Here is a 26,710-nt window from a genome sequence, read left to right as displayed (position 1 = left end):
TTTATCAGTGAGAGTTAAATCTCACCTCAACGTTTTCAAAGGAAAAGTCACCGAGAAAGGACCGCCCGTGCGCGCAATCCGTTCCGCCGTTGCAGCACTCGCAGCCGTCGCCATCGCCGGCTCCGCAGTCACCGCAACCGCTCAAACCCTTGAAGAGTCCTATCCGGAGACTCCGGCAACCAACGATGCTCTGCCGATCATCCACACCTACCGTGGTTCTGACCACCTGAAGGCCAACGTCCTCAACCCACGTCCGGTCTGCAACTCCACCGAGGACTACCGCACCGTCGTGTACAAGGTGAAGGACAACTTCCTGCCGGTGGGCACCATCTCCACCACCAACCTGTCCGACAAGGCCATCCCGCTGTCCCAGGATCTGTCCCGTACCCAGTCCATCTCCGCGTCCGTCAACGGTTCTAAGACCGAGACGATCACGCTCGGTGGCTCTGGCTCCAAGGACGGCCTGCAGGGCAACATCGGCTACTCCCTGGCCAAGTCCCTCGGCTGGGACGTCTCCGGCTCCCTGAGCTGGTCCGTCGGTCAGCAGATCGGCCCGTACGAGGTGCCGGCAGGCAACACCGGCGAGGCCACCTACGGCTTCCGCACCGTCACCATGACCGGTACCCAGCAGCGCTGCCGCCCGAACGGCACCTGGGCCACCCCGACCGCCTGGATCGCCAATATGCCGGTCAAGAACGAGGTGCGTGTCAAGAACTACGCCACCCCGGCCGGCTCCTGGGCACCGAACAAGGGCGCACAGGTGACCACCCCGGTGGACAACCCGAACCCGGCGTACAACGAGGACGTCAAGAAGATCGAGACCGGCGCGAACCTCGATGACGTTGACAAGGTTGAGGACGACAAGGCAGCAGACGTCACCAACAACGACATCACCGACGAGGGCACCAACATCATCGACGAGGTCGAAGAGACCAACACCGGTGAGGTTGAAGAGGTCATCGAAGCAGAAGAGAACGCTGTGCGCGAGCTCGACCTGCAGCCGCACTTCACCACCTCCACCTGGAAGGCTTCCGGCTTCGCAGGCTCCGTCGCGCTGCGCGTGAAGAACGTCGGCGACAAGCGCTACTGGGGCGAGTTCCCGGCCGTGACCTTCCGCGTTGAGGTCGGCACCTTCGCCGGCCCGGAGGGCGTCGACCGTCTGATCACCACCACCCGCTACAACGGCTCCCACGTCCGTGACCTTGGCTACGACTTCGACCGCAACGTCCGCGTCTTCGAGGTCACCCTGTCCAACCCGGTCAACGCTGGCGACGACATGCTGCTCGCCGGCTTCTCCTTCGGCGACGGCAACACCAAGGAAGGCCGTCTCCACAACACCCTGACCGTCACCCAGACCGGCCGCCTCGCAGGCGACACCTCCCTGTACAACGACCAGAAGGTGTCCTCCCTCGACGCAACCACCTCTGACTTCGGTCGCCAGGTCCGCGGTACCTTCTAAACCCTTCTAAAACCGCGAAGCTGAAAACGCCCGTTGAGTCTGTTGACTCAACGGGCTTTATCTTGCGCTAGTTGTTCTGTGCCGCGCGCTTCTTCGCCAGCGACTCACGAACCCTGGTCTCAAGGTCAGCATCGACCTTGCCCCAGTACTCGTAAACGCGCTCCTCGACGTCCTTGTTCTTAATCGCCATCATCTTGTTGGTGATGTTGTGAACGAAGCGCTCCTTCTCCCCGTCGTCGAACACGTCGCGGTAGAGCGTGCCAGCCTGGCCGAAGTCGTCGTCCTCCGCGTGCTTGACGTACGCAGCACGCACAAGGTCAGTACCCTCCGGATCCGGGTTGACGTAGAGGTTCTCCGCCTGGCCGTAATCGGTGAAGTTGGAGGAGGAATCCTCGCCGTTGTCCAAGTAGCCGGCGCCCTTGTCGGTGCGGTTCGGCGAGTAGTTCGGCTCATTCTCCTCGTTGAAGAAGTACGCCATGGAACCACGCTCCGCGTAGGTGTTCACCTCGTTGATCGGGCGGTTGACCGGCAGGTCCTTGTAGTTCGTACCGATGCGGTAACGCTGCTGATCCGAGTAGGCAAACACACGCGCCTGCAGCATACGGTCCGGCGACAGACCCACACCCGGCACCAGGTTCGCCGGATCAAGCGCGAGCTGCTCGATCTGCGCGTGGAAGTTCTTCGGGTTGCGGTTCAGCACAAAGTAGCCGACCGGGATCAGCGGGTAATCCTTCTGCGACCACGTCTTGGTCAGGTCGAAGGGGTTGAAGCGGTAATCCTTCGCCTCCTCGAACGGCATGATCTGCACCTTGACGTCCCAGATCGGGTAGTCGCCCTCTGCAATCGCGTTGAACAGGTCCGCACGCTGGAAATCCGGATCGGTACCGGCCTTCTCCGTGGCCTCCTCGTCGGTGAAGCACTCCCAACCCTGACGAGTCTTGAAGTGGTACTTCACCCACACCGGCGTGCCTTCCTCGTTGATCCACTGGAAGGTGTGGGAGCCGAAACCATCCTGGTGGCGCGACGTCTTCGGGGTGCCGCGGTCGCCCAGGAGGTAGGTCACCTGGTGTGCGGACTCCGGGGTGCGGGTCCAGAAGTCCCACTGCATCTCGTCGTCACGCAAGCCCGAGTTCGGCTGGCGCTTCTGCGAGTGAATAAAATCCGGGAACTTCATGCCGTCGCGCAGGAAGAACGTCGGGGTGTTGTTGCCCACGATGTCGTAGTTGCCGTCCTCGGTGTAAAAACGCAGCGCGAAACCGTGCACGTCACGCCAGGTATCCGGCGAGCCAGCCTCGCCCGCAACCGTGGAAAAACGCGCCGCCATCGGCGTGACGGTGCCGGGCTGGAACAGCTTCGCCTTCGTATACTGCGACACGTCCTCCGTGATGTGCAGCTCGCCAAACGCGCCGTGGCCCTTCGCGTGCGGGATACGCTCCGGGACGTTTTCCCTGTTGAAGTGGGCTAACTTCTCGATCAGGTGGACGTCGTTAAGCACATTCGCCCCCTGACGACCCTGCGTCACCGAAATGTTCTCCGACGCAACCGGCTGACCACTCAACTCAGTGGTACGACCCTTGCCCGCAGGACGCTCGCCCTTAGCGACGATCTCCTCCGCCTTGCTCTTGTCAGTCACGACTTGCTCCTTACTTCACTGTTGTTGACATGTACCCCTCCCAGGGTAGGTACTTCCGCATGAACCGGTTGCCGAAACATTCGTAAGCAGCCTCGACGGTGGCTACCAAGTACGTTTTCTACGCTTCTCTACGTCGCCACCAGAAGGTGGCTCCACGTTGTAGCCGAGGTCTCGAAGCGCCTCCGCTGCCTCCGCAGGATGATCCCGGACCGCAGCGCGGAGCTGCTTGTCCAGCCATTCTTCCCGAGACTGCAGCAGCCTACCCTCCCAGCCTGGCCTTCCCCGGAAGCCACATTCGCGGATAACGAAATACAGGAAGTCCTCCAAGGAAGGACGGAAACGTCTCCCCCCTACGGGAAAATGCAGGGCTTGCAGATCACCTCTGCGTTTGTCCTTCGCCTTTGTCCCCTCGAAGTTCGCCATAAGGGCAACACTTAACAACCCGGAGATCCCCGAAGAGTGAATGTGCGCCGTGGGGGCAGAGGTATATCCGCGTTCATACTCGAATCTGATACCAGGTGAAGTGCGGACGCGGATCTCGAACTTGCTTCGATCGACGGCCAAATACTGTTCGCCTGAACCGATCGCGAGCTCATATTCGATAAAAACCTGATAGATCGCACTGTAATCAGATTTCGAAACCCCCTGGTCAGACTGTCCAGATCCGTAAACAAGTGGCAGTTGAAAACTACCGACAACGCGATCTTCATCCGTATTGGATTCGGCGTTGTACCGAACGTCGCGAATGGACGCGACTGGCAATACATCAAGCGCCAAGTCGAGTGCCTGCTGCAGGAACTCTACAGCCTCTTTCTCCACGCTTAACGCTCCCCGAGAAGTGACTCCACCCTGCGCAACTCGTCGTAGATGTCTCGCTGCTCGTAGGTGAACCCGCCTGACCAGGCAAGCTCCTTCAGCACGTCATCAGATGGCAACGCCATCCCCAACGATTCAGTTAACTTCGCGCGCAAACCGCGTTGGCGTGCTCGCAGCTCTGCATTGGTAAAGCGGCGCACTTTCAGCTTCATGAGAATCACCTTCTTTCTTTTGGCTCTGATCCTAGCCAACAGCAGCGACACTGCTCTCCAGCTATTCGAACACAACTATCCACACCTGTGGATAACTCTGTGCACAACTCCACAGGAACCGTGGATGTGCTGGGGATTATTCGAAAACACCAGGTAATTTCGGCGTGTCGTTTTCGCTGTTCGACGTGTCGTTCGAGAAAACACACGCGTGTAGTTCTCCACATTGTGGATAACGCTTGTGGATAACTCCGGTTAGTACACAGGGATCGTCGACGGCACCGTGAGCAGCCACACCACCGGCACCGCCGCCACCAACGCCGAACACGCCGCCACCCACCGCGTGCGCACATTCGGCGAGGTCAGCCACCACCCCACAACCAGCCCCACCACAAGCCCACCCAGGTGCCCCCACAGCGACACCGTCGGCGACATCAGCGAATACACCACGTTCACCGCCACCAGGGTGAGTGGGGCGCGCAGGTCGGTTGATCGTCGATAAGCAACTGCGATGAGCACCGCCATCAGCATGTACAACGCCCCCGACGCGCCCGCCGTCGGCGTTGTGAAATTAAACGCAAGCACGCTAATCGACGACCACAGCACCCCCGCGCAATACGCCACCACAAACGGACCCGACCCCACAAAGCGCTCCACCTCCGCGCCAATGAACACCAACATAAACATGTTCAACGCAAGATGCGTAATGTCCAGGTGCAGAAAGCCCGCGCTCAACGTGCGCAAATAACCCCAGTCGTACACCAACGGGCCGAACAGGATCATCTGCTCCCCCACCTGCGAATCCCAAACGTCCATCACACTTCGCGACTGCACCGCCGTCACCACAAACACCAACGTGCACAACGCAGCAATAACGGAGGTGGCCGGAGCATTCTTCAACGTGTTCTTCATGGCATTGGGGAACATGGCCTTCAGCGTACTTTGGGCACGAAAAAGCCCCCGCCAACTGGCAGGGGCTGATCGAGACGTGTTACTTGACCTCGACCGAGTTGATCACAACATCCTCAACCGGACGGTCCATGCGGCCGGTCTGCACGTTCGCGATCTCGTCGACAACCTTCTTCGACGCCTCATCCGTCACCTCGCCGAAAATGGTGTGGCGGTTGTTCAGCCACGGGGTGGCGTCCACGGTGATGAAGAACTGGGAACCGTTCGTGCCCGGGCCCGCATTCGCCATAGCCAGCAGATACGGACGATCAAACTGCAGCTCCGGATGGAACTCATCCGCGAACTGGAAACCCGGGCCGCCCGTGCCGGTGCCGGTCGGGTCGCCGCCCTGGATCATGAAACCCGGGATGATGCGGTGGAAAATCGCACCGTCGTAGAACGGGCCCTCGGTCGTACCCTGGGCGTTCTTCGTGGCGTACTCCTGCTCGCCCGTCGCCAGGCCAGTGATTACCTCAACCGTCTTCGGCGCGTGGTTGCCAAACAGGTCAATCACGATATCGCCGTGGTTCGTGTGCAACGTCATCGTTTGTGTCTTCTGAGTCATGCCGACCAGACTACGCGGAATCGTCCGCGGGCGTTCGCCGGGTCGGCGGTTGGGCGTGCCGAGCCGTCCTGGGCTGTCTTGGTGTCCTGGGCTGTCCTGGGCGGTCCAGGACTTTGATCGCAAACCCAGCGAACCAATCCCAGCGAATCGTCGAAAATTGCCGATTCGCTGGGACTGGTTCGCTGGAAACTCGATCGGAGGCCTCGGTTAGCACGTTGCTCTTGTGCATCGGCTCCCCAGCGGATACTTTTAATCCAGCATCATAAACCGGGGGGTCATATGGTTGGGGAAAAGTTGACGCAATTGCTCGTCGGCCAGGCGGTCGCCGAGGCGGAAGCATGCGTAAAAGTTGCATCGCGTCGATACGTGCGCCTCGAAGCGTGGAACGCGCTGCGGCCGTACGAGCGCGAGTACTTACGCTGCTACGCAGCAGGTTCATCGGCCCATCGCTCGGTGTTGGTGAGTCGCTCGGCCGCCCGCCTACTGAACATGTGGACCATCCCGGACGGCAAGGAAGTCATCGAGCTCGCACAAACGCACGGTACGCCACCATCCACGAAAGACTGGCCCGACGGTCTGCGTTACCGTCACATGCGGATCCCTGAATCGGACGTCTACTGCATCCACCGGACCGACTGCATCGGTGCGGACCGAAAAATACAGGTGACAAGCCCAGAGCGCACCGCGATCGACATCGCGCGGTTTCACGGCGTGCGTCAGGGCGCGGTCGCGATGGACTGGCTTCTAAGCTTCGGCACCCTCCAAGAAAAGCGGAGACGATGGGAGACCATCCAAGCCAAAATTGCCCGTCTCAAGGGAAAACGAGGGATTGCGAACGCACGGCGGGCACTCGAACTTGCGTCTCCTTGGTCAGAGTCACCGTACGAGACCCTCCTGCGTGTGATCCTCCACGAAAACGGTATTGAGGTGGAGATGCAACTGTGGATCGGACCAGATTTCCGAGTCGACCTGATCTGGGGAAATCTCGTTATTGAGATCGATGGCCTCGATAAGTTCGAGAACAAGCCTCACGATGCCGTCCTCTCTCAACTCAAGCGCGAAACTTGGATTCGTGAGCAGGGATACGAGGTCATCCGATTTTTCACACGGGAGATACTCCGGAATCCGGAGGAATGCGTCCGCCGGATACGGGAGGCGAAAGCACGGGCAGACAAGCGCGGTGAGCCGCAAGTCGCCGCGACCCGGCAACGTCCAAGGCAACGCCAATCCCGATTCCCGTAAAGCGCGCCGCGCCGCACCCCTGAAACGAAAGAAACCAGCGAACTACACCCAGCGAATCGCGGTTTTCGGGCGGTTCGCTACAACTAGTTCGCTGGAAACTCGAAGCGGGGGCGGGGGCACCGGCGCACCGGGGCACCGGCGCACCGGCGCGGCAGAGCACGCCCCGGCGCGACCGGAACCTACAGGCCGGCGACGACCTCGTCGCGGGCGGCGACCAGGTTACGCAGGGACGGGTCGACCTCGGCGTAGCCGCGGGTCTTCAGGCCGCAGTCCGGGTTGACCCAGAGGCGCTCGGTCGGCACATTCTTGAGCGCGGCACGCAACAGGCCCGCGATTTCCTCGGTGGACGGCACGCGTGGGGAGTGGATGTCCCACACGCCGGGGCCGATTTCGGAGTGGAAGGTCTCGTCGATATCTTCCAGCAGTTCCATCTTGGAGCGGGCTGCCTCGATGGAGGTGACGTCGGCGTCGAGGCCGGCGACGGCGTCGATGATCTGGCCGAACTCCGAGTAGCAGAGGTGGGTGTGGATCTGGGTCGACGGCTTCGCGTTCAAGGACACGAGGCGGAAGGCGCGGACGGCCCAGTCGAGGTAGGAGGCGCGGTCGTCGGCACGAAGTGGCAGCAGTTCGCGCAGGGCCGGCTCGTCGATCTGGATGACGTTGATGCCGGCTTCCTCGAGGTCGGCGACTTCGTCGGCAAGGGCGACGCCGATCTGGTCAGCGGAGACGGACAGCGGCACGTCGTCGCGCTTGAAGGACCAGGCCAGGATGGTCACCGGGCCGGTGAGCATGCCCTTGACCGGCTTGTCGGAGAGGGACTGGGCGTATGCGGACCAGTCGACGGACAGGGCCTTCGGGCGGGAGACGTCGCCGACGACGATTGGCGGACGGGTGCAGCGGGAGCCGTAGGACTGGACCCAGCCGTTTTCCGTGACGACGAAGCCGTCGAGGAGTTCGGCGAAGTACTGGACCATGTCGTTGCGCTCGGCTTCGCCGTGGACGAGGACGTCGAGGCCGATCTCTTCTTGCAGTTCGATGACCTGCTTGATTTCGGCCTTGAGGGCTTCCTTGTAGTCGGCGTCGGAAAGGGTGCCTTCGCGGTGGTCGGCGCGGGCCTTGCGGATTTCCTGGGTCTGCGGGAAGGAACCGATCGTGGTGATTGGCAGGGTGGGCAGCTTCAGTTCTTCGCGCTGGATCTTGATGCGCTCTTCGAAGGCCGGCTCGCGCTTGACTTCGCCCTCCGGCAGCTTTGCCACGCGGTCCACAACCGCCTGGTTGTGAATCGTCGTCGATTCTGCACGGGTGCGCACAGCGCGGTCGGACTGGGCGAACGCCTCGGCTGCGGCCTCCGGACCGGCGACAAGTGCCTGGATCTCGGCGAGCTTCTCGTCAGCAAACGACAGCCACGGTGCGACCTCGACCGGCAGGTTGCGCTCGGCCTTGAGGGTGTGCGGCACGTGCTGCAGCGAGGTGGAGGTGGAGACGGATACCGGGCGGCCGAGGGACTCGAGGACCTCGGTGCGTTCGCGCAGGTTGGCGGCCCAGACGTTGCGGCCGTCGATGATGCCGGCGACGAGGTGGGTGGTCTCCGGGATGGTGGTGCGGATGCGCTCCGGGTAGCCGGCGTCGGCGTCGAGGGTCCACGGGGCAAGGTCGACGTGCAGTGCTTCCACGCCGAGTTCGCCGAGGACCGGCAGTGCCTCGCGGGCGGAGCCGTAAGGGGTGGTCAGGTAGACGTTCGGGCGGTCCTCGCGGCCGAGCAGATCAGACCATGCCGAGCGCAGGTACTTGGCAATCTCGGCGTCCGGGGTGGACAGGTCGGCGACCACGGCCGGTTCGGCGATCTGGATCCACTCCACGCCGGCGTCCTTGAGGGCCTTAAATACCTCGGCGTAGGCGTCGACAAGCGCTGGCAGCAGCGACCACTCGGCAGGCTTGGACAGCGCAATGAGGGTGACCGGGCCAACGAGGAACGGGCGAACCTTGTGGCCGGCCTCGGCGGCTTCCTCGACGATGCGCAGGATGCGCTCCGGCACGGCCTTAATCTCCTGACCAGCCTCGATCTCCGGCACGAGGTAGTGGTAGTTGGTGTCGAACCACTTGGTCATCTCCAGCGGCACGCGGGTGGCGTTGCCGCGGGCGAGCGCGAACTCCTCGTCCAGATCCACCCCGCCCGGCACGAGGCCCACGGTCAGGGCGGTCTCGAGCACCTGGTCGTAGAGGGCGACGTCGGCGGGGATGGCGTAATCCTCGGTGAGGCCGAGGTCGCGCAGATGGTTGTAGTTGTTCACGCGGAGGGCGCGGGCGGTGGAGCGGAACGTGTCGGCGTCGATACGCCCTGCCCAGTAGCTCTCAAGCGCGTGCTTCAGCTCGCGGTTCGCGCCGATGCGCGGGTAACCCTCGATGGTTGCCTTGGGGAAGGTGGTCATGGTTTGTCCTTTATCTATTGGATGCCGATGCGGTCCAAGAAGTCCCGCGTGACGGCCAGGTTGTTGTGGGTGTACACGTGGAGTCCGCCGGTGCCGGCGTCCAAAATCTCCCGCGCAAGGTTGGCGGTGAGTTGCATGCCGGTTTCGTATTCGTCGTCAGCTTCGAGCAATTGCTTCTCGACGACCTCAGGCACCTCCAACCCCGACAACTCACCCATCCGGCGCACACGCTTCAGGGAAGTCATCGGCATAATCCCCGGAATCAACGGAATACGCACACCAGCCAGGCGTGCCACCTCGACAAAGTCCAGGTAATCCTGCGCCTCGAAGAAAAGCTGCGTAATCGCAAAATCGGCACCCAGGCGCTGCTTAGTCAGCAGCACATCCAGGTCATGGTCGAAATTTCGCGACTCCTCATGCCCCTTCGGGTAGCACGCAACCGACAGCGCGAGCTTGCCGGCGGCGAGGCGAAACGCCTCCTCCTCCTGCACCTCCTCAATGAGATTGAGCAGGTCGGTGGCGTACTGCAGGTAGTGCTCCGGCATGCCCGTTTCGGGCAGGTCGCCGCGGAGTGCGAGGAAGCCGCGCACGCCGGCGTCGATTAGCGTGCGGATCCACTCGGTGAGCTCCTCGCGCGTACCCGCCGTGCAGGCCAGGTGAGCGATCGGGCGCAGGTCAGTGGTTTCCGCAATCCGGGAGATCACCGCGGCAGTGCCTTCGAGCCACTCGCTGCGACGCGAGCTGGTCACGGAGACGTAATCCGGGTTGTAGGCGGCCAGGCCCGCAATGAGTTCGTCCATCTTGGCCACGCTGTCGGAGGGGCGCGGCGGAATGATCTCGAAACTCAACGCGGTGCGCTGGCGCTTCGGGCGGGGGCGGCGGATCACCGGAGCGCCCTCGCGGTCGATGGGTGCCGAGGCGGAAAGCCGGGTCGAAGGGGAGGCTTCGAACATGGCGGACCTTTCTCTCGGCTGGCTGTCATCGGGACTTGTTGCACCGTGGTTAAACGGTGACTTGAAACTTATGTTGCCCGTTTCCGCGCCACAATCAAGGTTGTCTATTTTGCCCGTTTGCGCAGGTCATGCGGCTGGTTTTCGTGAATGTAAATACCGCAAACTGAACCGCTTGGTTCATTTTTGCGTAACGCTTGGTACGGAGCCGTTCTGCGGGGGCTTCGCTACGCTAGACACCGAACCAATCGAACAAAACTTGAACCCACTAAACAAAGGAGCACCCATGAACCTCAGGACCATCGGCATGGCCTACGCCCTCGCAAACCAAGGCCTGAAGTACTTCCGCGACCAAAACGACAAACGCGAGCGCGACATTTACCAGTCCCTCATCGACACGCTTAAAGACGGCGACCTCTCCGACCTCACCGACAAATTCGACCGCGACCAACTCCAGGAGCTCTACGGCGCCGCCCGCGCCGAAGCCGGTGAAATCACCCGCAAGGCCCACGAGCGCCTCGACCGCCGCCGCGCCGCCTTCGACGCCGACGCTCCCCTGCGCGCCGCCCAACTCGCCTTCCTTAAAGACCACGCCAAGGAGAAGAAGGACGAAGGCCGCAGCGTGCTCGGCACCATCGGCTCTGTGATCAAGTGGTCGACGCTCAGCGCCGTCGCCGCAGGTAGCGCATGGGCTGCGTGGGAGTTCTTCCTCAAGGACAAAATCGCCGAACTTCGCGACGACTCCCCCGCCGACCTCGACCTCGTCTCGGTCGCCGAGGGCGGCGCTGGTCGTGCTGGCGGTGCTGGCGCTGGTGGGACCTCCACGCTGGTCTACTCCACCACTACCGAGGACGACCGCGAAGCACGTTCGGCCGACGATTCTGACGATTCCGCAGGCCGCCACCGCCTGGAGGACTAGCGCCACGTCCCTTCCAGGCCCAGCCCCGCCCCCGAACGCCTATACGTTCGCGCGCCAGCCGGCCATGAGGTGGCGGACGAGGCGATCGCGCACGTCGGGGAGCAGATCGGCCAGGGGTGAGGCAAGCGGTCGGGTGGCCACGATCAGTTCGGTGGCGAGCTGCAGCGCGGTTTGGCCGGGGGCGACGATGTTGTGGGGCACGGCTTCGTCGATAAGCAATTGCACGTTGTGCATGAAGGTCTCGCGGCGTTCGACGATGATGCGGGGGCCGTCGGCGGAGGGTTCGGCGGCAAGGGCGGTGGCGAGCATGCCGACGCCGGAGTCGACGATGGCCCAGACGAAGCGTTCGAAGCTGCCTTGGGGGTCGCGGTCGAAGTCGGCGAGGGTGCCGTTGAGGAGGGTTTGGAGGTTGTCGATGTAGACGACGGCGCAGGCGTCGTAAAGCGATGCGCGTGAGGGGAAGTGGCGGTAGAGGGTGGCGATGCCTACTCCGGCGTCGGCGGCGATGCCTTCGAGTGTGATTTCGGAGCTGGGGCGGGTTTGGATCTGTTGGAGTGTGGCCGTGATGATTTGGTCGCGTTTTTTGCGGGCGTCTGCACGCATGGCACTCCCCACTCTGGGTTTGACAGTGATTGAATTGGGGAGCACCATATCACGAGTTAAGTGATAGTCCACCCTACGGTTAGGGGACCGAATGTCTGCAATCCTGTCGGTACAGGGCCTTGTGCTGCGCAGTGGTGACGAGCCGGAGTCGTTCGACATCGGCCGCGGTTTGACCCTGCTCAACACGGCGCGCGAGTCCGATTCGACGCTGCTCAGCCTCGCGCTGGCGGGTCGCTTCCGCCCTGCAGAGGGCACGATTCTGCTTGACGGCGAACCGACCACCCACCACGACCGCTTCCGCGATATTGCGTTGGCGGGCGTGCCGGAGATCGACTCGATTGATCGTCTGGTGCGCGTGCGGGATGCGGTGCGGGAGCAGATTGCGTGGTCGCAGAGTTTCTTCAAGCGCACCCCGCGCAGCCCGGAGGCGATTAAGGCGCATCCGTACGTGGAGAAGTGGTTGGAGCCGCTGCAGTTGGAGGAGCTGGATCTGCTGGCCAAGGTCGGCGACATTACTCCGCTGGAGCGCTTCCGCTTGCGCGTGTTGCTTGCGTTGATTTCGCGTCCGGAGGCGAAGTTGCTCATTGTCGACGACATCGATCAGGTCCGTGACATGAAGTTGCGCAAGTTGCTTCTTAGCGACCTCCGCGGCGTCGCGGTCCACCTTCCCGTGATGGTGAATACGGTCAATGAGGAGGGGCTATGAGCGGCCTGCATATCGGAACCGATTTCCGGAAGTTTTTGAACGGCAAGCTCCCACCGCTTGCCCTTGTTGCCATCATGTTGCTGCCGTTGCTGTTCGGCGGTTTGTTTGTGTGGTCGTATTGGGATCCACTGGGCAATTTGTACAAGTTGCCGGTTGCGTTGGTGAACTCGGATGAGGGTGAGAACGGCGACCAGGTGGTTGACGAGCTGTTGGAGCAGCGTCCGTTGGATTTCCAGTTGGTCAGTGCCGAGGAGGCCAAGGAGGGCATTGCTAACGGCACGTATTACCTGGGTATGGAGATTCCGACGAACTTCTCTGAGGCTGTGACCAGCGTGAAGTCAGAGGATCCACATTCGGCGAAGATCAACATCACCTTGAATGAGACGAACGGTTTCATCCCGACGGTGTTGGGTGATAAAGCCGGTGAGGCGGTCGCGGTTGCGGTGTCGAACTCGGTTGGTGAGAAGGTGGTGGACCAGCTGTTCGTCGGCATTAATACGTTGTCGCAGGGCGTGCAGGACGCCGCAGATGGCGCGGGCAAGCTCGACGACGGTGCGAATAAGGCCAAGGACGGCTCGCAGAAGCTCAACGACGGCGGCACGAAGCTCAACGACGGTATCCAGCAGCTCAATGACAAGGTGCAGCAGATGCCGGGTGCGGTGGGCAAGCTCGACGGCGGTGTGGCCAAGTTGCAGGACGGTGCGGCGCAGCTTAATGACGGCATCACCACCGCATCCGGCGGCGCCTCCAAGCTCTCTAACGGCCTGGATCAGTTGCAGGCGGGTACCCAGCAGTTGGGTGCCGGTGCGACGAAGATCGCCGGTGGCGTGGATAAGCTCACCGGCTTTGCTGGCACGTTGAACCAGGCGCAGGCGGCATTGGCTGACGTCAATGCGAACCTGGACCGCGTGATCGCGGATCTGGACCGCTCCCCTATCCCGGGCTCGAACGAGTTGGCCGCGCAAGCTCGTGGCGTGAAGGCACAGTTGAACGCTGGTCCGCTGCAGGCGGTGCCGGGCAACGACCTGGTTGGCCAGTTGATGCAGTTGCAGGCCGGTGCGCACGAGTTGGCCACGCAGTTGTCTGATCCGACCGCGCAGTACCGCGGCGGCGTGGATAGCGCCGTAGCGGGTGCCCGCACTCTTGCGGAGGGTCTGGCCCGCCTGCAGGACGGTTCGGGCACGCTGCTGGCCGGCATTACGACGCTGAAGGACGGTACGTCGAAGTTGGTCGTCGCTGCGAATACGGCGACGGATGCGACCTCAAAGTTGGCGGCCGGCTCGAACCAGTTGGTGGTGGGCCTGAGCGATTTGAACGACGGCCTGGTGAAACTTTCTGACGGCACCGGCGAGCTCTCCATGAAACTTGCGGACGGCGCCAAGGAAGCCCCGAAGTGGGAAGGCGAACGCCTGGACAAGGCGATCCACGCCGCCGCGGATCCGGTGACCCCGCAGCACACGGGCGACAGCGTGACTTACTTTGGTAAGGGTTTGAGCCCGTTCTTCCTGGCCCTGTCGCAATGGTTCGGTGTGCTGATCACCTACATGATCATGAAGCCGTTTAGCCGCCGCGCCATCGACTCGGGCGTGAGCGCGTTCCGCGTGATGCTGTACACGATGATCCCTTCCGTGATCATTGGCTTTGCGCAGTCTGTGGCGCTGTGGGTGGTGCAGGTTGGTGTGCTGAAGGTGGAGCCGCAGCACCCGGTGGCGCTGTTCGGCGTGTTGGTGTTCGTGTCGTGGGTGTTTATCTCGGCGATTATGGCGTTGAACACCACGTTGGGCCCGGCGCCTGGCCGTTTGGCCACGATGGCGTTGATGTCGCTGCAGTTGGTGGCGTCGAACGGCCTGTATCCGCCGGAGGTGCAGCCTGGGTTTATCCAGTGGGTGCACACGTGGGATCCGATGCGCTATTCGGTGGATTTGGTGCGCTACGCCCTGTTCGGTGCGCCGTCGTATGACCCGCGTCTGTGGACTGCGCTTACGGTCCTGTTGTTCGTCGCGGCCCTGTCCATCGCCATTACGTGTTTCGCGCTGCGGAAGCGTCGCACGATGGCGTTCAAGGACCTGCACCCCGAGTTGACGGTGTGAGACGCCCCTTAGCTTTCCTGCTGTCTGCTGCGCTTGTGCCGCTCGCGGCGCCGCAGGCGCAGGCGTTGCAGTTGCGGTGCCACCCCGTGCATGTGATTCAGGCGGCGGGGTCCGGGTTTTCGCATTCGTGGCATCCGTCCGCGCGCGAGTCGCTTTTCGACGACACCTCCTCCCCCGCCGACGACCTCCAAACGCGTTTCGGCGCCCGGACGGTGTCCACGTTTCAGGTGAAGTACCCGGCGTCGCTGGGCCGCTTCAGCGTGTTCGGTACCTCGGGCAACGTTCCGGAAGGCACCGAGGCGGCCACTTATGGGGAGTCGGTGCGCTACGGCCGCGACGTGGCCACCTTGGTGATGGAGACCGTGGCCCGGCATTGCCCCGGCACCCGGTTCATTTTGATCGGCTACTCCCAGGGCGCCCACCTGGTCGGTGATGCGGCGGCGGAGGTTGCCGCCGGTCGCGTGCGGGGTGTGGGTGCGGATGACATCGCCGCCGTCCTTCTCTTCGCCGACCCCGCCCGCGCGCCGCTGGGTGACCCGGCGCCGCAGCAACCTTCGCGCCTCTACGCCGAACCACCTGCGGGCGTGCGCGGCCGCAACGGGGAGACGGTGCAGACCGGTGGCACGACCCTCAACCCCGCGTTCGAGGGCCTCGCCGGCACCCGCACCACGCCGTTTACCGGCCTGGAGGGCAAGGTGCTCTCCCTGTGCAACGGCGCGGACATGGCGTGCGCGACCGAGCCCACGAGCCCGCTGCGCACACTTGCGGATGTGGCCATGCGCAATGTCACACCCGGCCCCTTCAACGCCATCACCGGCATCCGCGTCGCCCGCTACCGCGACTTACGCGCGCAGGGGCTGCCGGTGCCCGAGGCGTTTGAGCAGTCGGGCCTCTCACTTATCGACGCCACCCTCATCCCCCAAATCATCATCGAAGCCACCACCGCCGCCACCGCCCTCGGGCAGCACGCAGCGCGCACCAGCACCACTCCCCCAGCCGAACAAGCCGCCATCGCGCTGCTCGCCGCACTGCCGGAGTTGGCCAAGGAGGGCGTGACCTGGCCGTGGCTATTCCAGGCGCTTGAGCCTCTGCGCGATCAGGCGGCGCAATTGCTTGACGACGACACCACCGCCTGGCTCGATCTCACCCTCGAAGTGTTTCGCACCATCCATGCTGTGGAGCAGTTCAGTTGGCAGCTGCATCGCCTCGGCGTGATCCCCCGCACCCCAACCGGCACCGAGGGCCGCCAGGCCTGGGCGCATAGCACCGTGGCGGCGTTGTGCGGGCAGGTGCTGGATGTGACCGGCCTGCGCGCCACTTACGAGGATCCCCAGAATGCTGTGCTGGTGTCGTCGGCCCAGCGTGCTGGCGATTTCGGGCCGCGGCACATGTCGTATTACAAGTTGGGCTTCACTGACATCCCCGGTGGGTTCAAGGTGGGCGGCCAGACGGGTTATGACTATGCGTTGGGGTGGCTTGACCGGGTGGTTCGTGGGGTCGTCGCAAAGTAAATGCGCAAGAGAAAACCCGCCGGGCTTTCGCCTGGCGGGCTAGCTCACTGCGGGTTTACTTGTCCTCAGCGGGCTTGTTCTCTTCGGTGCCCTTGTCCTTGGACTCCGGCATCTTGTCGGAGGAGCCCTTCATGAGCGTCTCGTTGTCGATCGCCTTGCCGAACATGTAGGAGGAGGTGTACTCACCTGCGCCACATGCGCGCATGACGCCGTCGACTGCCAGGAGGCCGAGGGTGATCGCACCCAGAGCGCCGGCTGCGAGGCCGATCATCTGCGGGTTCTCGATAGCGAACGCACCCTGGATGCCAGCCGCACGCTGTGCACGGTTCTCGTCGTGGATGCCCAAACCGCGTTGGATCTGGTCGTTCGCCTGACGGATTGCCGCGTTGACCTGGGCGGAGACCTGCTCTAGGCCCGGGATCTGAACCTGCGACAGGATACCCAGCGGGATAGCCAGCAGCAGCGGCGCGGTCATGCCGACGATGCCGGCGATGCACGTGCCGTCGAGCTCAGAGGAGCCCTTGGTGGTCTGATTATTCGTCTCCTTGTTCAGGAGGAACTCGAAGTTGAACTCCTGAATGTCGTGGCTCTGTGCACCCTGTTCGGTGTAGCGGAAGAAACCACTCGGAAGACCGCACTCAGCCGGGTTGAGCGGCTTACCCTTGGCCTTCTGATCAGCAAGGCACTTCCTAGCCTTCTCAGCAAGATCCTTCGGGATGATCAGGTCTGCACCCTTATCGGTCGGCACAAGCTTGGTGCCGTTGCTCTCACCGACCACACCGACGTCCTTGACCGGATCCTTGAAGTACAGGTGAACAACAACGTCACCGTTCTTGGTGCTGTTGTCGATCGTGACATCCGGGAGGTTCTTGTTCGAGCCAGCCGGAGCACCGTTCTCGGTAACGGCACCTTCCTTCACCACACCCAGAATCAGGTTGCGGACAATATCGCCGTTGGAGTTTCGCTCCTCGACGCGGATCGTCTCACCAACCGTGCCCTTCTTCGGGGTGATGATGAACTTGCCGTTCTCGGTCTTCGTATCAGCGTGCTCGCCACCAGAAACCACAACGAAGGTGTTCTCCGGCTTGAGTGCCTCGAACTGACGCTCCTTACCTTCGATCACGTAGTCACGCTGCTGGTAGGTAGCGGCGGACTTGCCCTGCGTGATCTTCAGGCGGTAGCGGTTGATTTCCTTACCGTTCTTGTCGAGCTCAACGACCAAACCGGACTTGCCAGCTGCGTTGGACTTCGGCTTCAGAATCCACTGACCGTTGCTGTCCCTCGGTGCCTGGAAGAATTCGGCACCTTCGAGGATCTTGAACGAGTTCTCCTGGTGCACCATGGTGGCGATGAACTCAGAGTTCGTCGAGACGGTGTACTCGCGATCCTTAACAGGTGCGTCAGTCAGCTCGAGCTCGTAGCGAGCCCAGACGCCACGCTTGTCCTTGACCTCGATAACAGCGGTGCCGGTCTCACCCTTCGGGCTGGTGATAATGAGCTTCTTATCGCGCTCCTGCACATCAACGAGGTTCTTGCCCTTGATGACCTCAAAGGTATCCGGGTAGTCCTTGACCTCGTTGAAGTTCACCTGTGCGGTGCCATTAACCGTCATGCGGCGCTTGATGGTCTCAACGTTAGCGTTGCGACCCGGAGTGACGTTGATGGTGTAACGCTCGTAGACGTATCCATCATCGGTCCGGTTCTCGATGACAACCTTGCCCTCAGCATCGGCCTTCAGGTCGAGTTTCAGGGTGTCCTTGCCATCCTCCGCATCACCTGCGATGAGGTCCTTGCCTTCGACGATGAAGAGCTTGTTGCCGCCCAGGTTGAGGAAGTTGTCCGCCGTGATGTTGTAGGTCATCTCACGGATCTGTGCTGGCTTCACGTTGTAGATGTGCTTCGTGATGGTCTTGTATTCGACCTTGCCGTCAGTTACGAACGGCTGCTCTTCCTTGACGACGACGCGGCCGTCAGCACCCGGCTTGAAGTAGAGCTCAAAATCGTCATTTTCTTCAATCTTCGACTTCTCAGCCAGAAGATCCTTGCCCTCGACGATCTTCAGCTTGTTGCCCGGCGTCTGATTATTGCCAATGAAACCACGGAGCACACGAACGATCGAGCGATCAACAACATCGCGCTCGCGCTCTTCCTCGCTAACCTGACCAAGGTTTCGGGCAGGTGCAATGCGTACGGTCCACACTGCGGACAGAACTCCGTTCTTGTCCTTGATGTGGATGACAACGTTGCCACCCTTCTCGTTAACCGGAGTGCCGTCTTCGTTAGTCGGGTCGACGACAAGGGTCTTTCCGTCGTTGGTCTCAAAGATGCGTGCGACGTCCTTGCCGTCGACGATCTCCCAGGTCCAACCGTCCTTCAGGTTGATCTCTGCAGACCCGTTGTTCTCAATCGAGTCGTCGCGCATGAACGGACCACCGTTCGGGTCCTTCACGATCTCCAGGGTGTAGTTGTACTCCACGCCCTTGTCGTCAGTAAAGACGATCTCGACGGTGCCCTCAGCGCCGTCCTTCGGCTTGATTACCCAGTTCTTGCCGTCTTCGCTCTTCTCCACCTTCTTCACCAGGTTCTCACCGGACGTGATGGTGTAGTCACCACCGCGACGCTCAATGAGTGCCGTGGAGGTGTTCAGGATCTGGCGAGTGACGTCGAACTCGGAGGTCGTGTTCTCGACGGTGACGATGTTCTCGCGGATGTTGCCGTTGTCCTCGGTAATGCGTACGACAACGTTGCCGCGTACCGACGGATCCTTGACCTCAACATTGAGCTTGTTCTCGTCCTCGACAACCTCGATGGAGCCCGGCTTCGGCTCGATGCGGTTGCCATCCTTGTCGACGAGGTACCACTCGTACTTCTCCTTCTTGTTCCACGGAACCTCGCGGACGCGGTTCTCGCTGCCCGGGTTGATCGTGTAGAAGAAGTTGTTGACCTTGATCTTCGTCTTGGTCTCGACGTTGATGGTGTCGCTGACCTTGACGCGGTAGATGTGCTGGTTGCCCTGGTCGTCGGTGATCAGGATCTCAACGTCGCCCTCGCCCTCGAAGCCCGGCTTCGGGGTGATCTTGAGCTTGCCGTCTTCGGTGCGCTCAACGATGACGATGTCCTGACCCTTGATGATCTCGAAGGTCCAGGAGCTACCCAGGTCCTTCGGAAGCTCAATGTCCTTGGACTTTTCGCCCTTGATGAAGCCAGCGAAGTGGTGGTATTCGCGGATCTCCTTGACGCTCTCGTAGACCTTCTCGCGGTAGTAGTTCTCCACGTGGGTCAGCGTCTGTGTTTCAACCGGAACTGGATCCGGCGTGATGGTCTTCGTCGTGGTGACGGTCGTGCCCGGGACGTGCTTCTCGGTGATCTTGACCGGGGTGGTCGTCACGGTCTCCACAGTTTCGCTCGGCTCACGCGTGATCGTCTCGGTGACTGCGGTGACGGTCTCGGTGTACGTGGTCGGCTTGCCAGGCTTGGTTTCCGTGGTCACGTACGGCTCAGGCGTAACCACCGTGGTCTCCACCTTCGGCTTGCCGTTGACCGTGGTGGTGACATAGTTGGTCAGCGGCGTCGGGATCACGGTCTTGGTGACCTCTTCGCCCGGCACCGTGGTGCGGGTAACAACCGTGCTACCCGGAACCGTGGTCTTCTCGTTCTTGGTTACCGGCGGCAGGGTACGGGTGGACGTGATCGTGGTAGCCGGCAGCGTCTTCGTCGTAACGGTTTCGACTGGCTTCTGCGGGACCGTCTCAGTGACGGTGCTCGGATCCAGCGTTTCCGTGGTGACCGTGGTGGTCGCCTCCGGCGTGGTGTAGCTGGTAACGGTGATCTTGCCGTCCCAGTCCTTCTTGTTCGGGTTCAGGCCCGGCTGCTCGTTCGGGATGATGCGCTGGAACGTCAGGTTCAGGCGACGCGTCATCGTGTAGTTGTAGTTCTTCGGCACGATGATGGTGACGTACGCGTCCTTCGGGTACTTCGACTTGAAACCATCGAGGATCTTGCGGTCGGGAACCAGAGCGTAGTTCGGCTTTCCGCTCTTGGTGTCCACCGTGACGTGCACCAGGCTGAAGCCGGTAAGTGCACGGAACTGAGCGCCGTCAACAGTGACCGGGTTCTTGTCACCCGGGTCGCTGGTGTCCGGACGGCCGTCATAGATCGCGCCACGAACGTTGTTCAGGGACGTCAGGTCGTTGCCCAGCAGCGCACGGAGTACGGTGGTCTTGACCTTGATGGCGTGGGTCCTATCCTCGCCTTCCTTGTGCTTCTGGTAGTCCTCCATGAGCTTGGTGACGACGTTGATCGCTGCGTAGCGCACGTCCTCGTCGATGTACTCACCGTTGCCGTAACGACCGGAAGCACCGGTCAGCTTGCGGACTTCGTAGCCCGCCTTGGTGTTGTCCCAAGGGTTCGACAGGCCCCAGTCGATGCACCAACCGTTGCCGTACTCGGTCGGAAGCAGGCCGATCGAACCGTTTCGCTCGTTCTTGCTTTTCTTAACGGCCTCGAAGTATTCGTGAAGTTCCTTTTCACTCATCTTCTCGTAGGCGTTCACCGTGAGGTAAGAGTCTGCGACGGTTGCAGCAGTTGCCTCAGGCGCTACCACGGCGATCGTGCCAGCCACAGTGGTGGCGGAAATAAGCGCAGTCATGACGCGCTTCTTCAAATGTGCGTTCTTCAACGGCTTCAATCCTTACAACTCGGAGGAGATATTCGAAGCAGCCTTGAGATCACCTGAACACGGATCTCCAAACTGATAACTACATATTTAAGCGCAATATCGGCTTGGAGAATAGTCCGAAACCCCCTACAGAAAGCCAAAACGCCAGATCAACACCAAAAACTTAGAAACCTGACCCTCTGAACTGGACGTTTAGACAGTACTCAGGAAGAAAACCACAAGGTGATTTTCACCACAATCCGAGCAATTGTTCAACAAATCCCATTTCAGGCACGGAGAGGGCCTGGGCTTTTGTCGCCGCGCAGGCGCTTCAGCACATTTTCAGCGGAAATCAAGCACATCGGCACGCCCACCCCAGGAACGGTCGTGGCTCCGGCGTAGTACAGCGCTCCCAGCTTCTTCGAAGCATTTGCGCCGCGCAAAAACGCCGACTGCTTCAGCGTGTGCGCCGGCCCGATCGCCCCGCCCGACCACGCGTGGTAGCGGTCGCGGAAGTCTGCAGGACCGAGCGTCTGCTTAACGACGACCCTCTCGCCCAGGCCCTCAACCCCACACCACTGCTCAATCTGCGCAATGGCAGCGTTGGCAATCAGGTCCACCTGCGGGGAGGCCCCATCGCGGTACATGTTGCCGTGGCCGATCGTCTCCTCGGCGGCTACCGGCACAAGCACGAACAGGTTCTCGTCGCCTTCGGGCGCCACGCCGGGGTCGGTCGCGCTCGGCTTGGACACGTAGATCGACTGCGACGCCCCCAACGGCCGCGCAGCCGGTTTGCCCTCGAAGACGGTGGCGAAGTCATCGTCCCAGTCCTCGCTGAACAACAGGTTATGGTGGGCCAACTCGGGGATCTCACCCTTCACGCCCAGCATGACCAGCACGGTGCGCAGGCCCGGATCGCGGCGGGAGAACCACGACTCGTCATACGTGCGCAGCTTCGGCGGCAGCAGCCGGGTTTCGGTGTGGTGCAGGTCGGCACACGAGATGGTGAGGTCGGCGGGGATGAGGGTGTCGTCGATAAGCGAAATGCCCGTGGCCCGCCCACCGCTGTACGTGATGGAAGCGACGTCCGCGTTGAAGCGGAACTTCACGCCCTGCTCGAGCGCCAGCTCGTAGAGCGCATCCATCACCGCCGCGAACCCACCCCGCGGATACAGCACGCCCTGGGTGAGGTCCGTGTGGCTCATCAGGTGGTACATCGCCGGCGTGCGCGCGGGATGCGACGACAAAAACACCGCAGGGTACGTCAGCATCTGGCGCAGGCGCGTGTCCTTGAACTGGCCTGCGACGAAGCGATCCAGCGGCTCGACCAGGTAACGCAGCAACTTGCCGTACTGGCCGCGGATCTTGGCAAAGGGCTTCAGCGTGGAAAAGGTGGTGTAGAGGAAGTAGCGCAGCGCCAAGTCGTAGGTCTCGGCGGCGCGGTCGAGGTAACTGGCCAGTTGGGCGCCGGCGCCGGGCTCGATGCTGTTGAAAAGCCGGATCGCATTGTCGCGGCCCGACTCCACATCGATCGGGTTGTGGTTCTCGGGGAAGAGCCGGTATGCGGGCGTGAGCGGCTTGAGATCCAGCACGTCCTCGGTGCGCTTGCCAAAGAGTGCGAAGAAGTGGTCAAAGGCGTCCGGCATGAGGTACCAGCTCGGGCCGGTGTCAAAACGGAAACCTTGGACGGTTTCGTTGCCGGCGCGGCCGCCATGCGAGCCGAGGCGCTCGACCACCGTGACCTCGTAACCCTCCCGCGCCAGCAGCGCCGAGGTAGCCAAACCGGCAGCACCCGCGCCGATCACCACCGCAGTTGTCATAGCCCAACCCTCGCAATCGCCTTCGCCGTCAGCGCAACCTTGCGGCGCTGCGGCACACTGATGCGCTGCTGCGTCAACTGCGCGGCCGGGGTGCGCTCCGCGATCTCCGTGAGTTCACGGAACAGCGCCTCCGCGGCCGCCACTCCCCCACGCACCCCGCGAGGCAGCAACGGGATCGCCTCCAAGGCCTGATCAAGTTCGGTGTGGATGGTGGTGGTGATGGCGTGCTTGGTGTCGTCGTCAAGCATGCGCCCAAAGTACGCCCGCCCGAGACTGTCCTGATCCTCCCCGAAATCGCGCAGGAAGTTGATGCGCTGGAACGCCGCACCAAGCGCGCGGGCGCCACGCTGAAGTTTCTCGGGATGGGGTGCCTGGCGCTCTGGGAAGAAAATGTCCAAACACATCAAGCCAATCACCTCGGCCGACCCATATATATAGGTCTCCAACTCCGCCGGGGAAAAAGCGTGCGGGTTGAGGTCCGCGCGCATCGACGCGAAAAACGCCTCGAGGTGCTCCGCGTTGAGGCGACAACGCCGATACGTATTCGCCCACGCGTGCAGCACCGGATCCGTGTGAAAGCGCTGGTTAGCGGCCTGGAGGACCTGCTCCTCGTAGGCGTTAAGCAGGGTCTCGGGGTCTGCGTAGGCCTGATGCGCGGCACCGTCGACGATCTCGTCCGCGATACGCACCACCGCGTAGAAATTACGAATATCGCGGCGCACCCCCGGCGCCAACACCTTCGTAGCCAACGAAAAACTCGTCGAATACTGCGCAATCACCTGAGCAGCCGCACGATCCGCCATCGTGTCGTAACGGGAAAGGTAAGAGTTCACGCAGGCGCTTTCTATTTGCAGACTTTTCCGGGAGCTTACCGCGCAGCAACCGCTGCCTGGGCCCCTGGTGACCACCAACGCCAAAGGCCAGGTCCCCGGGAGGACCTGGCCTTTGTGTTCCTGTGGAGCATAGGAGGACTGAATTTATTCCCCCTTTCGGGGCTGGTCACGCCATGTTTTTCAGAAATTCCCGTTTGGTCATTCCCTTAACTTTCCCCTAACGCGAGAATTCCCCCAAGCCTTCCCCTTGCCGAACTCGCCGCAGTTGGCCGCTGCCCGAACCGTAGGAAGTGCGCCCCGCTAAGGTTGTCTACAGCGGACACGTTAGCACCACAGCGGACGCAGACGGTTGCATTCGGACTTTCAAAAGCGTATCTTGGATCACGCGGCAGAAGACTGCCAAAAGCCAATCAAGGCCCGGACTGGAAAACACCAGTTCAGGGCCTTTTTTCATGCCCAAATTCGGGCGCGAGTAAGCCACCGGCTCGCAAATACGACATGCCCACATTCGGGCCAACTTTCCACAGAAGGAAAACACCATGTCGAAGACCAATCTTCGGACTTACCGCTCGATCCGGCAGGAAGCAGAGCGCACGGGGCTATCGGAACGAACCCTTCGCCGCTACATCGCACAAGGGAAGCTAAGGGCCTACAAAGCCGGGAAGACGCTACGAATCGACCCCGCCGACACCGACCAAATTTTTACCGCCACGGACAACTGGGACTAAACCATGACGACAAAAACGAAGCCCCCGGCAAATACCGAGGGCCACAAGCAAAATCAAATTACCACGATGCGCGCATTCGCGGACAGCACCGCGACTGGCCTGCTCATGGCCGCGCTGACCTCCAACACCGCCGCCGACATACTCAACCTCGATCAGGACCTTCTCGCCGGTGACTGGCCAACGACACAACACCACGCAATTTGGCAAGCGATTGTGTCCCAGGCCCAAAAGCTCGCCAACGACGGCCACGCGGACACCGTAGCCAGCGCCGAACTGGTTTACACCGAACTGCGCCGCAAGGGACAGCTCGACTTCCACGTTCAGGGCCTTCTAACCGATGCGCTCGGCACCGTACGCGGTGGGCACCGCCTGCCACCGACAGCCGCCGCCGAATACGCCCATGCACTAAAGCGGCAACGACTGGCCACCGTGTGCGCTATTGCGCGCGATATGTTCGCCGCCGCCGCTAGCGGTTCAGACCAGGACGTGCGCCGTGCGCTCGCATACGTAGAAAACCTACGTGCCAAAGCCGTAAGAGCGGGGGTGGACCTCAATGCGCCCTACTTCACCTAGACGGCAGGAAAATCTGCCCAACCCGTCACGACCGCGTGGCGGGTTTTCTTATGCCCAACTACAGGCACAGCAGATCACCGCCGCAGCTGCGACCAGGGCAAACCAAGCCCGGCGCGAACGTGTCGCGGAAATGGCCAACGGGCAACGACCGGCCTTCGACCATGCGGCATTTACAGCCCGGAAGCGCCAGGAGCACCGCCGCCGCGAAGCCGCCGCCCGCCTGCCGTGGTGACAGACAGCAACCAAACAACTAGCACCCGCCAAACCCGGCGGAGGAAGGCAACAATGACAACGAACCCGACACCTTGGCCCCACCACGCCCGCCCCCTCGATACAGCGCAACGGCTGGTAGAGGAAGTGTTTAGCGACCAATTCGGCCAACCCACGCTTGGCTGGTGGCGCGAATCGTGGTGGCGCTATACGGGCACGAACTGGCGCGAAACTCCCGAAGAACTGGACGTGCGAGAGCACATCTGGCGCGCACTACAGGGCGCAACGATGGAACAGGGCAATGGCATAGAGCCGATCCCGTGGAACCCAACCACAGCACGGGTATCCAACCTGATTGAGCCGCTACGGATCGCAAGCCTTCGGCCCGGCGCGCAACCCATACCAACGTGGCTACCGCGCTACGACGACGACCCGGACCCGCGCCGGGTGGTACCGCTGCGAAACGGGCTGTTTGCCCTGGATACCGGCGAACTACTGCCACACACACCGCGCTACGTACAAACGTGGTCACTGCCGTTCGATTACGACCAAAACGCGGACTGCCCTATCTGGCTGGAATTCCTGGCCGACACCTTCGCGCACGATCCACGCGGCCAGCAAGCCCTACAGGAATTCGCGGGCTATCTGATAGCCGGGCAAACGCATAGGCACAAGGGGCTGATGCTTATCGGCGCGAAGCGCGGCGGGAAGGGCACTATCTCGCGCGTGCTGCAACAGCTGCAAGGCACCGACAACACCGTGGGCACGTCGTTCTCGGACCTATCCAGCGACTTTGGCTTAGCCGAGCTTATCGGCAAGCCACTGGCCGTTATTGAGGACGCGCGCGCTGCCGAGAACCCACGGAAAAGCAACCGCGCGCTAGAACGCCTTCTGAACGTGATCGGCGAGGACACGGTGAGCGCGAACCGGAAGAACCAGCGGTATTGGGTGGGGAAACTACCTACCCGTTTCCTTCTCGTCTCGAACGAAACACCGCGATTTAACGACCCGTCCGGTGCGATAACCAGCCGTTTCGTGGCAATTAAGTTGAATCACACCGTCCCGGACGATAAGCGCGACCCGAACCTGGGGGCCAAACTCGCAGCCGAACTGCCGGGCATCTTTGCATGGGCATTAGAGGGGCTGCGTCGCCTAGAGCAGCAGGGCCAGTTCACAGTGCCAGATACCCAAAACGACGTGCTGGAAGTCATGGAAGCGTTGGCTTCACCGCTGGCCGAGTTCTTTGACGAATCGACGTACCGCATCACCGGCAATCACGCCAACTACGTCGAAGCCACCCGCCTATTCCAGGACTACCGCAAGCACACCGCCGAGAATGGCGGCACCCCAGCATCGCGCAACGTATTCCTGCAACGCCTACTGGACCACTATCCGGGCGTGATCCAGAAGAACACGAAGGCCGACGGGGTACGAAAAACACGGTGGATATTCGGCGTGACTGACCAAGCCTGAAAAACCGTGTTCCGCGTGTTCCTGTGTTCCTCCCAGGTCAGAGGGCATAAATCAGGAACACACCGAATGTTCCCGTGTTCCAAACGCCCAGACCAGGAACACGCGGAACACACCAGAACACAAAAATGTTCCACAAAAACAAGCCCTGACCTGCGAAAACCATCGGGAACACGTGGAACACGCAAAATTCGGCCCCGCACCACAGAAAAAGGAACCCACAATGGCCCGAAAGACCGTAAAGGCCCAACTACACACCCCAGACAGACACAAGTTCGTGAACCTGCCTGTACGAATAGACAGCTCGCAGTTCATCACAATCCGAATCGGCGGCAGCGG

20 protein-coding genes are annotated in these 26,710 nt (G+C 61.6%); 9 read left to right on the top strand and 11 right to left on the bottom strand.

What is annotated here, in order from left to right:
• The first annotated feature begins 67 nt into the window (after window positions 1-67).
• Complete coding sequence (locus tag HMPREF3145_RS03905) at window positions 68-1,459, top strand: hypothetical protein (protein ID WP_070421949.1); 1,392 nt, start codon at window positions 68-70, stop codon at window positions 1,457-1,459.
• 67 nt (window positions 1,460-1,526) lie between these two features.
• Here the strand turns inward: HMPREF3145_RS03905 and HMPREF3145_RS03900 are convergent, their stop codons facing one another.
• From HMPREF3145_RS03900 to HMPREF3145_RS03880, 5 genes are all read right to left on the bottom strand, one after another.
• On the bottom strand, window positions 1,527-3,092 hold the full coding sequence (locus HMPREF3145_RS03900) for a catalase (RefSeq protein ID WP_070421948.1): 1,566 nt from the start codon (window positions 3,090-3,092) through the stop codon (window positions 1,527-1,529).
• A 102-nt stretch (window positions 3,093-3,194) separates the two neighbouring features.
• Entirely contained in the window at window positions 3,195-3,911 is a 717-nt protein-coding gene (locus tag HMPREF3145_RS03895) for a hypothetical protein (protein WP_070421947.1), read from the bottom strand.
• Window positions 3,912-3,913: 2 nt separating this feature from the next.
• Entirely contained in the window at window positions 3,914-4,120 is a 207-nt protein-coding gene (locus HMPREF3145_RS03890; protein WP_070421946.1) for a hypothetical protein, read from the bottom strand.
• 252 nt (window positions 4,121-4,372) lie between these two features.
• Entirely contained in the window at window positions 4,373-5,044 is a 672-nt protein-coding gene (locus HMPREF3145_RS03885; RefSeq protein WP_141740804.1) for a rhomboid family intramembrane serine protease, read from the bottom strand.
• A gap of 64 nt (window positions 5,045-5,108) precedes the next feature.
• Window positions 5,109-5,630, bottom strand: coding sequence for a peptidylprolyl isomerase (locus HMPREF3145_RS03880; RefSeq protein ID WP_070421945.1), 522 nt, complete (start codon window positions 5,628-5,630; stop codon window positions 5,109-5,111).
• Between the two features lie 279 nt (window positions 5,631-5,909).
• Here HMPREF3145_RS03880 and HMPREF3145_RS03875 point away from each other — a divergent pair, with 279 nt between their 5' ends.
• Window positions 5,910-6,872 (top strand): endonuclease domain-containing protein, encoded by a 963-nt coding sequence (locus HMPREF3145_RS03875; RefSeq protein ID WP_070421944.1) that lies wholly within the window; start codon window positions 5,910-5,912, stop codon window positions 6,870-6,872.
• Window positions 6,873-7,051: 179 nt separating this feature from the next.
• On the opposite strand, the gene metE is transcribed toward HMPREF3145_RS03875, so the two are convergent.
• Together metE and HMPREF3145_RS03865 are read right to left on the bottom strand one after the other, a co-directional pair.
• Window positions 7,052-9,301, bottom strand: coding sequence for a 5-methyltetrahydropteroyltriglutamate--homocysteine S-methyltransferase (gene metE, locus HMPREF3145_RS03870; protein WP_070421943.1), 2,250 nt, complete (start codon window positions 9,299-9,301; stop codon window positions 7,052-7,054).
• 14 nt (window positions 9,302-9,315) lie between these two features.
• The gene (locus tag HMPREF3145_RS03865; protein WP_070421942.1) at window positions 9,316-10,254 is read right to left on the bottom strand and encodes a methylenetetrahydrofolate reductase; all 939 of its coding nucleotides are present in this window, start codon (window positions 10,252-10,254) and stop codon (window positions 9,316-9,318) included.
• A gap of 283 nt (window positions 10,255-10,537) precedes the next feature.
• Here HMPREF3145_RS03865 and HMPREF3145_RS03860 point away from each other — a divergent pair, with 283 nt between their 5' ends.
• Window positions 10,538-11,170 (top strand): hypothetical protein, encoded by a 633-nt coding sequence (locus HMPREF3145_RS03860; protein ID WP_070421941.1) that lies wholly within the window; start codon window positions 10,538-10,540, stop codon window positions 11,168-11,170.
• Between the two features lie 39 nt (window positions 11,171-11,209).
• On the opposite strand, the gene HMPREF3145_RS03855 is transcribed toward HMPREF3145_RS03860, so the two are convergent.
• The gene (locus HMPREF3145_RS03855; RefSeq protein ID WP_070421940.1) at window positions 11,210-11,773 is read right to left on the bottom strand and encodes a TetR/AcrR family transcriptional regulator; all 564 of its coding nucleotides are present in this window, start codon (window positions 11,771-11,773) and stop codon (window positions 11,210-11,212) included.
• Window positions 11,774-11,864: 91 nt separating this feature from the next.
• Here HMPREF3145_RS03855 and HMPREF3145_RS03850 point away from each other — a divergent pair, with 91 nt between their 5' ends.
• From HMPREF3145_RS03850 to HMPREF3145_RS03840, 3 genes are read left to right on the top strand one after another with little or no spacing between them, the layout of a single operon-like run.
• The gene (locus HMPREF3145_RS03850; RefSeq protein WP_070421939.1) at window positions 11,865-12,479 is read left to right on the top strand and encodes an ATP-binding cassette domain-containing protein; all 615 of its coding nucleotides are present in this window, start codon (window positions 11,865-11,867) and stop codon (window positions 12,477-12,479) included.
• Window positions 12,476-14,569, top strand: coding sequence for a YhgE/Pip domain-containing protein (locus HMPREF3145_RS03845; RefSeq protein WP_070421938.1), 2,094 nt, complete (start codon window positions 12,476-12,478; stop codon window positions 14,567-14,569). The genes HMPREF3145_RS03850 and HMPREF3145_RS03845 overlap by 4 nt, the downstream gene beginning before the upstream one ends.
• Window positions 14,566-16,080, top strand: a complete 1,515-nt coding sequence (locus HMPREF3145_RS03840) for a cutinase family protein (RefSeq protein WP_070421937.1) — start codon at window positions 14,566-14,568, stop codon at window positions 16,078-16,080. Before HMPREF3145_RS03845 ends, HMPREF3145_RS03840 begins: the two co-directional genes overlap by 4 nt.
• A gap of 55 nt (window positions 16,081-16,135) precedes the next feature.
• On the opposite strand, the gene HMPREF3145_RS03835 is transcribed toward HMPREF3145_RS03840, so the two are convergent.
• The 3 genes from HMPREF3145_RS03835 to HMPREF3145_RS03825 all read right to left on the bottom strand — a co-directional run bounded on the left by HMPREF3145_RS03835 (window position 16,136) and on the right by HMPREF3145_RS03825 (window position 23,360).
• Complete coding sequence (locus tag HMPREF3145_RS03835; protein ID WP_070421936.1) at window positions 16,136-20,758, bottom strand: hypothetical protein; 4,623 nt, start codon at window positions 20,756-20,758, stop codon at window positions 16,136-16,138.
• Between the two features lie 266 nt (window positions 20,759-21,024).
• Window positions 21,025-22,557 carry a phytoene desaturase family protein gene (gene crtI / locus HMPREF3145_RS03830; RefSeq protein ID WP_070421935.1) on the bottom strand — a complete coding sequence of 511 codons (1,533 nt, stop codon included), beginning with the start codon at window positions 22,555-22,557 and terminating at the stop codon, window positions 21,025-21,027.
• Window positions 22,554-23,360 (bottom strand): phytoene/squalene synthase family protein, encoded by an 807-nt coding sequence (locus tag HMPREF3145_RS03825; protein WP_070422022.1) that lies wholly within the window; start codon window positions 23,358-23,360, stop codon window positions 22,554-22,556. The genes crtI and HMPREF3145_RS03825 overlap by 4 nt, the downstream gene beginning before the upstream one ends.
• A gap of 569 nt (window positions 23,361-23,929) precedes the next feature.
• On the opposite strand from HMPREF3145_RS03825, the gene HMPREF3145_RS03820 reads away from it, so the two are divergent.
• The 3 genes from HMPREF3145_RS03820 (at window position 23,930) to HMPREF3145_RS03810 (ending at window position 26,374) form a co-directional block, all read left to right on the top strand.
• Window positions 23,930-24,118 (top strand): helix-turn-helix domain-containing protein, encoded by a 189-nt coding sequence (locus HMPREF3145_RS03820; RefSeq protein WP_070421934.1) that lies wholly within the window; start codon window positions 23,930-23,932, stop codon window positions 24,116-24,118.
• Between the two features lie 66 nt (window positions 24,119-24,184).
• Window positions 24,185-24,691: a hypothetical protein gene (locus tag HMPREF3145_RS03815; RefSeq protein WP_141740802.1), complete on the top strand. Its 507-nt coding sequence runs from the start codon at window positions 24,185-24,187 to the stop codon at window positions 24,689-24,691.
• A 285-nt stretch (window positions 24,692-24,976) separates the two neighbouring features.
• A complete protein-coding gene (locus HMPREF3145_RS03810) occupies window positions 24,977-26,374 on the top strand; it encodes a DNA primase family protein (RefSeq protein WP_083279371.1) in 1,398 nt (465 codons plus the stop codon).
• Window positions 26,375-26,710 lie beyond the last annotated feature (336 nt).

Origin of the sequence: Corynebacterium sp. HMSC05C01, from assembly GCF_001807155.1 — a bacterium.
In the GTDB taxonomy this organism is placed as follows: domain Bacteria; phylum Actinomycetota; class Actinomycetes; order Mycobacteriales; family Mycobacteriaceae; genus Corynebacterium; species Corynebacterium coyleae.
The sequence above is the reverse complement of the archived record's forward strand: the minus strand, read 5'-3'. Positions and strand labels throughout refer to the sequence as shown.